At 62.3% G+C, this 5,228-nt stretch carries 4 protein-coding genes; all 4 read left to right on the top strand.

The genetic code is table 11. The annotated features are described in order from the left end of the window. Positions 1–310 precede the first annotated feature (310 nt). The 4 genes from EOD07_RS21445 to serA all read left to right on the top strand — a co-directional run bounded on the left by EOD07_RS21445 (position 311) and on the right by serA (position 5,163). The gene (locus tag EOD07_RS21445; protein ID WP_127236889.1) at positions 311–1,147 is read left to right on the top strand and encodes an outer membrane protein; all 837 of its coding nucleotides are present in this window, start codon (positions 311–313) and stop codon (positions 1,145–1,147) included. A 203-nt stretch (positions 1,148–1,350) separates the two neighbouring features. Then, positions 1,351–2,127 carry an outer membrane protein gene (locus EOD07_RS21440; protein WP_127236888.1) on the top strand — a complete coding sequence of 259 codons (777 nt, stop codon included), beginning with the start codon at positions 1,351–1,353 and terminating at the stop codon, positions 2,125–2,127. 194 nt (positions 2,128–2,321) lie between these two features. Further along, positions 2,322–3,497 carry a phosphoserine transaminase gene (locus EOD07_RS21435; protein ID WP_127236887.1) on the top strand — a complete coding sequence of 392 codons (1,176 nt, stop codon included), beginning with the start codon at positions 2,322–2,324 and terminating at the stop codon, positions 3,495–3,497. Between the two features lie 64 nt (positions 3,498–3,561). Next, on the top strand, positions 3,562–5,163 hold the full coding sequence (gene serA / locus EOD07_RS21430) for a phosphoglycerate dehydrogenase (RefSeq protein ID WP_127236886.1): 1,602 nt from the start codon (positions 3,562–3,564) through the stop codon (positions 5,161–5,163). Positions 5,164–5,228 lie beyond the last annotated feature (65 nt).

Here is a 5,228-nt window from a genome sequence, read left to right as displayed (position 1 = left end):
GATCAGCCGGGACCAGTTGGTCCAACGTTACCATCTCGAGCGCGGTCTGTTCGGGGGCGGGTCGCTTCAACATGACCCAGTGAATCAAAAACCCCCGGCTAACGCCAGGGGTTTGTCAGCAGTCTGAGCCCGCCGCAAGGCGGGCTTTTTCGTTGCCGGGCGGCCGTTCGGACAACGGCGTTCGCTCTAAAATTGTATAGATTCGTGGTTAATCGGTACGGTTAAACGGCCTTTAACCTTTGCAATTCATTATCCACACCCGAGGCAACCATCTTCGGGCGTCGTCCCGAGGCTTCTTAGGGGTGACAGCATGTTCAATATAAAGAGAATGGCAGTGCTTGCCGCGCTGTTCGCGGGGCTAGCCGGCCCGGCGCTGGCGGCCGATCTTCCGCAACCGATCGAAGAGGCGCCGCCGCCGGTCGTCGAAGCGCAGCCCGTCGATGTCGGCGGCTGGTATATCCGCGGCGACATCGACTATCACAAGTCTACCGTGCGCGGCATCGACTATGCGACCTATACCGTCGATCCCTGTAATTGCGGCGACGTCATCGTCGGCGGCAAAAGCTTCGATTTCGGCAAGCTGAAGGGCGGCTTCTCGCTCGGCGGCGGTGTCGGCTACAAGATCAACGACTACTTCCGCACCGACGTGACCGCCGACTACTGGTTCAAGTCGAACTTCAACGGCCAGACCTCGGATCTCGTCTCGACCTCGACCGAAGTGTCGAACATGAGCGCCCTGTTGCTGCTCGCCAACGCCTATGTCGATATCGGCACCTGGCATGGCATCACGCCCTATGTCGGCGCCGGTATCGGCGGCGCGCACGTCAAGTGGGACACGGTCCACGATCCGAACACCACCGAGACCAATCCCGGCTCCTCCAACTGGCGCTTTGCCTACGCTCTGATGGCCGGCGCTTCCTACTGCCTGACCGACAGGGTTATCCTCGACGCCGGCTACCGCTTCTCCCACATCCAGGGCGGCCGCATGTTCGACTGGGATGCGAGCAGCGCCGGACCGGGCTTCGATCGCGGCATCAACACCCACGAAGTGCGCGGCGGCCTGCGCTACCAGTTCGGCGGCAACAATGGTTGCGCCGCACCGGTGGTCGCCTATCAGCCGGAACCGGAACCGATCTACACCAAGTAATCGTTTCCTAGTCCTGTAACTTCAAAAGCCGCCCGGCATCAGCCGGGCGGCTTTTCGTTTATGCAACGTCGGTAAATATCGATCGAAATCAATTTGGTAACCGGCTGTTATCCTTAACCGGCACTTAACCACTATGGTTAACAATAGGATCTTGAAACGGCGCCCGCGTTCGTGATTGGCGCCAATTTCAGGAGCCGGGGACCATGACATCCAGATCGCGTATCGCGTCAGCGCTTGCCGCAACCATCCTGCTGCCGATGACGCCGGCGCTGGCGGCGGACTACGATCCGCCGATCTATGTCGACCAGGCGCCGGACTACCAGCCGGTCGAGGTCGGCTCGGGCTGGTACCTGCGTGGCGATGTCGCTTATCTGCCGCAGAAGAGCTTCAAGAACGGCGATTTCACCTTCCCGCCAACGATCACCAACAATAAGAGTTTCAGCGAGAGCGAAGACGCTGTCTTCGGCAGCATAGGCTTCGGATATCACTTCAACGATTACCTACGCGCCGATCTCAATCTCGGTTATTTGCCCGGCAACAAAGCCAGCTTCAGCTACGATGACACAGCGACCGCGACGCCGTCGGCAGTCGGGTTCGGAAACCTGAAGAACTATGCGTTCTCTGGCATAGTTAACGGCTACGTCGATCTTGGCACATATGTAGGCATCACGCCTTATGTTGGCGCCGGCATTGGTGTTGTTCGCAGCACACGCAAGCTTTCGGCCACATACACGGATGTCAATGACCCCGCCAACAACTTCACCGTCGATGATAATAAATCCCGGTACTCTCTCGCCTATACGTTGAATGCTGGCTTTGCCTATCAAGTGTCCAAGAACGTGCTGATCGACCTCGGATACCAATATTTCTCCGCTCCCGATGCGGAATACGTTACCGCCGCAAGCCTTACTTCTTTCCCTGTCCACAAGGGGATCAGCAATCACCAGGTTAAGCTCGGGCTGCGCTACGATCTCTGGTGAGCCACGCAGGCTGAGAGGTTTCGACGGCGGGTCCTAAGGGCCCGCCGTTCTCCTTTCGGATCGAGCGCCAGTTGGAGCGAATATCCCGACAGCGACAAAAACTTTGCTCTTGACGCCGAAGCCTTGAGCGCATATCGCCGTCCGTGGGCCACCCCTCCCCAACGAGGGGCCACTATCTGGAAGGATAGACCACGATGACGACACCTACCAAGCCCGGACTCCGTCCGGCAAACCCCAATTTCTCTTCAGGTCCCTGCGCAAAACGTCCCGGCTGGTCGGCCGAGGCGCTGAAAGCCGCCGCGCTCGGGCGCTCGCACCGCGCCAAGATCGGGAAGGCCAAGCTCGAACAGGCGATCGAGCTGACGCGCGAAATCCTCAAGGTTCCCGCGAGCTATCGCATCGGCATCGTGCCGGCATCGGACACCGGCGCGGTCGAGATGGCGCTATGGTCGCTGCTCGGCGAGCGCGGCGTCGACATGGTCGCCTGGGAGAGCTTCGGCTCCGGCTGGGTGACGGATGTCGTCAAGCAGCTCAAGCTCGCCGATGTGCGCAAATTCGAGGCCGGCTACGGCAAGCTGCCCGACCTCAAGCAGATCGATTTCGACCGCGACGTCGTCTTCACCTGGAACGGCACGACTTCGGGCGTGCGCGTGCCCAACGGCGATTTCATTCCCGCGAACCGCAAGGGCCTGACCATCTGCGACGCCACCTCGGCTGCGTTCGCGCAAAGGCTCGATTTCGAGAAGCTCGATGTCGTCACCTTCTCCTGGCAGAAGGTGCTGGGCGGCGAGGGCGCGCATGGCATGCTGATCCTGTCGCCCCGCGCCGTCGAGCGGCTGGAGACCTACAAGCCGGCCTGGCCGCTGCCGAAGATCTTCCGCCTCACCTCGGGCGGCAAGCTGATCGAGGGCATCTTCAAGGGCGAGACCATCAACACGCCGTCGATGCTGTGCGTGGAGGACTATCTCGATGCGCTCCACTGGGCGAAATCGATCGGCGGGCTCGATGCGCTGATCGCCCGCGCCGACGCCAATGCCGCGGTGCTCGACCGGTTTGTTGAGACGTCGCCGTGGCTCGGTCATCTCGCCGTCGATCCGGCGACACGCTCGAACACGTCCGTGTGCCTCTCCTTCACCGATCCTGACGTCGCGGCGCTCGACGCCGACGGCCAGGCGGCTTTCGCCAAGGGCATCGTGTCAGCGCTCGACAAGGAAGGCGTCGCTTACGACATCGGCTCCTATCGCGATGCCCCGCCCGGCCTGCGCATCTGGTGCGGCGCAACCGTCGAGACCTCCGATCTCGAAGCGCTGCTGCCCTGGCTCGACTGGGCCTTCGCCACGCAGAAGGCATCGCTGAAAGCAGCGGCCTGAGTTTCAGGGCGGCCCGCGGGCCGCCATTTCCCGACACATCCATTTCCACGTCAAGGAGGCCGCAATGGCGCCCCGCGTTCTCGTTTCGGATAAACTTTCCACCACCGCCGTGCAGATCTTCAAGGATCGCGGCATCGACGTCGACTATCTGCCCGATCTCGGCAAGGACAAGGAAAAGCTCGCCGAGGTGATCGGCCAGTATGACGGCCTGGCCATCCGCTCGGCGACCAAGGTCACCGAGAAGCTGATCAATGCCGCCACCAGACTCAAGGTCGTCGGCCGCGCCGGCATCGGCGTCGACAATGTCGATATCCCGGCCGCCAGCCGCAGGGGTATCATCGTGATGAACACGCCCTTCGGCAATTCGATCACCACGGCGGAGCACGCGGTCGCCATGATCTTCGCCCTGGCGCGCCAGATCCCGGAGGCCAACGCCTCGACGCATGCGGGAAAATGGGAAAAGAACCGCTTCATGGGCATCGAGATCACCAGCAAGACGCTGGGCGTGATCGGCTGCGGCAATATCGGCTCGATCGTCGCCACGCGCGGCGTCGGCCTGAAGATGCATGTCGTGGCCTTCGATCCGTTCCTGTCGGACAGCCGCGCCGAGGAGCTCGGCGTCGAGAAGGTCGAGCTCGACGACCTCTTCGCCCGCGCCGATTTCATCACCTTGCACACGCCGCTGACCGACAAGACGCGCAACATCATTGACGCGGCCGCGATCGCCAAGATGAAGGACGGTGTTCGCATCATCAATTGCGCCCGCGGCGGGCTGGTCGTCGAGGCCGACCTGGTCGCCGCGCTGAAGAGCGGCAAGGTGGCCGGCGCCGGCATCGACGTCTTCGAGGTCGAGCCGGCGGAAAACAACCCGCTGTTCGGCATGGAGAATGTCGTGGCGACCCCGCATCTCGGCGCCTCGACCACCGAGGCGCAGGAGAATGTCGCGCTGCAGGTGGCCGAGCAGATGAGCGACTATCTGATCAAGGGCGCGGTCTCCAACGCCATCAACATGCCCTCGATCACCGCGGAGGAGGCGCCGCGGCTGAAACCCTTCGTCAAGCTCGCCGAAGTGCTCGGCGCCTTTGTCGGCCAGGTCACCGAGGACCCGATCAAGGAGGTCGAGATCCTGTTCGACGGCTCGACCGCGACGATGAACACACGCGCGCTGGTGAGCGCGGCGCTCGCGGGCCTGATCCGGCCGCAGGTCGCCGACGTCAACATGGTGTCGGCGCCGATCATGGTGAAGGAGCGCGGCATCATCGTCGCCGAGGTCAAGCGCGACAAATCGGGCGTGTTCGACGGCTATATCAAGCTCACCGTCAAGACCGAGCACATGACGCGCTCGATCGCCGGCACCTGCTTCTCCGACGGCAAGCCGCGCTTCATCCAGATCAAGGGCATCAATCTCGATGCCGAGGTCGGCCAGCACATGCTCTACACGACCAATGCCGACGCGCCCGGCATCATCGGCCTGCTCGGCACGGTGTGCGGCGAGAATGGCGTCAACATCGCCAACTTCCAGCTCGGCCGTAACCGGCCCGGCGGCGATGCGATCGCGCTGCTCTATCTCGACGCGCCGTTCCCGGAGCCCGTTCTGGCGAAAGTGCGGGCGCACAAGTCGATCGATTCAGCCAAGCGGCTGCATTTCGACGTCGGCGGCGAGTGAACGACGATCGCCCGACATGAAGAACGCCCCGCCTGCACCGTCAGGCGGGGCGTTTTCGATAAGTT

The sequence above is a fragment of the Mesorhizobium sp. M2C.T.Ca.TU.002.02.1.1 genome, from assembly GCF_003997225.1.
This window is presented reverse-complemented; position numbering and strand designations above follow the sequence as displayed.